Below are 2,556 nucleotides of genomic sequence, written 5' to 3' on the forward strand. Positions count from 1 at the left end.
CGGTTGTGGTTCCTCAACCGGCTCGAAGACGCGGGCGCCACGTACAACATGCCGCTGGCGCTGCGACTGCGCGGCCCGCTCGACCCGGCTCGTCTGAGGGCGGCGCTCACCGACCTGGTGGCCCGCCACGAGAGCCTGCGCACCATCTTCCCCGAGGCGGACGGAGAGCCCTGGCAGGAGGTGCTCCCCCTTCAGGACGCCCTGCCCGCGCTGCCCGTCGTGGCGGCGGGCGTCCCCGGTCAGTTGGAGTCGCTGCGCGCGGAGTTCCTGCACCGGGGCTTCGATCTCGCCAGGCAACCACCGCTGCGCGCCCAGGTGTTCGTCACGGCGCCCGACGAACACCTGCTGGTTGTCGTCGTGCACCACATCGCGTGCGACGGGTGGTCGATGGCACCGCTCGCCCGCGATCTGCTGAACGCCTACGAGACGCAGTCACCGGGTCCCCGTACGCCCGGCGGCGACGCCGGGCCGCTACCCGTGCAGTACGCCGACTACACGCTGTGGCAGCACAGGCTGCTGGGTGATCCGGACGATCCGGAAAGCCTGGCCGGGCGGCAGCTGGAGTACTGGAAGGAGGCGCTGCGCGGTCTCCCGGAACAGCTGGCGCTGCCCTTCGACCGGCCCCGGCCGCCCCGCTCCTCCTACGCGGGCAGTTCGGTGGTGATGCGGGTCGACGCGGAGGAGCACCGCTCACTGCAGCGGCTGGCCCGCGAATCGGGCGCGACGGTGTTCATGGCCTTCCAGTCCCTCGTCTCGGTGCTTTTGACCCGTCTCGGCGCCGGGACGGACATCCCGATCGGCACCCCGGTGGCCGGGCGGTCCGACGAGGCGCTGGAGGACCTGATCGGCTTCTTCGTCAACACACTGGTGCTGCGCACCGACACGTCCGGCGATCCCGGCTTCACCACACTGCTGAAGCGCGTGCGGGACCGCGACATCGAGGCCCTGAGTCACCAGGACCTGCCGTTCGAGATGCTGGTCGAGCACCTGCGTCCGGCACGATCGCTGGCACGTCATCCCTTCTTCCAGGTGCTCCTGGTGTCCCAGAACAACGAACGCGTTCCGTTCCGGCTGCCGGATCTCGACGTCGAGGAGTGCCCCGTCGCCCTCGACGTGGCCAAGTTCGACCTCTCCTACAGCCTGGACGAGAAGGTGGCCCCCGACGGTGCGGCCGACGGTGTCGAGATCACCGTGGAGTACTCGACCGACCTGTTCGACGCGAGTACGGTCCAGCGCCTCAACGGCTGTCTGCTGCGGCTGCTGCGCGCGGCGGTCCGCTCGCCGCACACGCCCGTCAGCCAACTGCCCCTGCTCTCTGCCGAGGAGCGCCGTTGGCTGCTCGTGGACTGCAACGCCACGGATTACGAGGTCCCCGGGCTCTCCCTTCCCGAGCTGGTCGAGGCCCAGGTGGCTCGGTCGCCGGAGGCGGTGGCCGTCGTGCACGAGCAGCAGAGCCTGACCTACGCCGAGCTCAACGCCAGGGCGAACCGGTTCGCGCGGGCCCTCATCAGCCGGGGTGCGGGCCCTGAACAGGCGGTCGCGCTGTTCGCGCCGCGCTCCGTCGAGCTGGTGGTGGCCCTGCTGGCCGTCGTCAAGACCGGTGCCGCGTACCTTCCCGTGGACACCGCGCTTCCGGCCGACCGGATCGCGTACATGGTGCAGGACGCCGCCCCCGTCTGCGTGGTGACCACGAAGGCGCTGAGCGAGCACGTGCCGGCCGGCACCGAGCTGGTGATCCTGGACTCGGAGGACGTGGCCCGGGAGGCCGCGGCCCAGCGGGACTCCGACGTCCTGGACGGTGAGCGCACCGCCCCGCTGCTTCCGACGCACCCCGTGTACGTGATCTACACGTCCGGTTCGACCGGCCGCCCCAAGGGGGTGGTCCTGCCCGCCCAAGCGCTGGTCAACCTCATGGCCTGGCACCATCGGGCGTTGGGCGGCGGGCCGGGAACCGTCACGGCGCAGTTCGCATCGCTGAGCTTCGACGCCGCCGCCCAGGAGATCTTCTCGGCGTTCACCATGGGCAAGACGCTGGCGGTTCCCCTCGATGACACCCGCAAGGACACCGAGGAATTCGTCCGCTGGCTCGATCGCCATCGCGTCAACGAACTCTTCGCCCCCACACCGGTCGTCGACGGAGTGGCCGAGGCGGCCGACCGGCTGGGGCTGGCTCTGCCCCATCTGGTGGACATCGCCCAGGCGGGCGAGGCCCTGACGCTCCACTCCGCGCTCGGCGGCTTCTGCGCGCCCGGTTCCGGTCGCAGGCTGCACAACTACTACGGTCCCACCGAGACCCATGTCGTCACGGCGTGGACCGTCCCCGACGCCGCGTTCGGCTCCCCGGTGCCGCCACCCATCGGAGCACCCATCTGGAACACCCGCGCCTACGTGCTGGACGAGGGCCTGCGTCCAGTCCCGGTGGGAGTACCGGGTGAGCTGTACCTCGCCGGTGAGCAGGTGGCGCGGGGGTATGTGAACCGTCCGGGTCCGACGGCTCAGCGGTTCGTCGCCGACCCCTTCGGACCGCCCGGGACCCGCATGTACCGCACCGGGGAC

General features: G+C 70.8%; 1 protein-coding gene. It reads left to right on the forward strand.

Annotated elements, in window-relative coordinates:
* Window positions 1-2,556: non-ribosomal peptide synthetase (locus ADK41_RS02400; RefSeq protein WP_159043933.1), on the forward strand; the 2,556-nt coding region annotated here is incomplete at both ends.

The sequence above is a fragment of the Streptomyces caelestis genome (assembly GCF_001279005.1).
GTDB lineage: Bacteria > Actinomycetota > Actinomycetes > Streptomycetales > Streptomycetaceae > Streptomyces > Streptomyces heliomycini.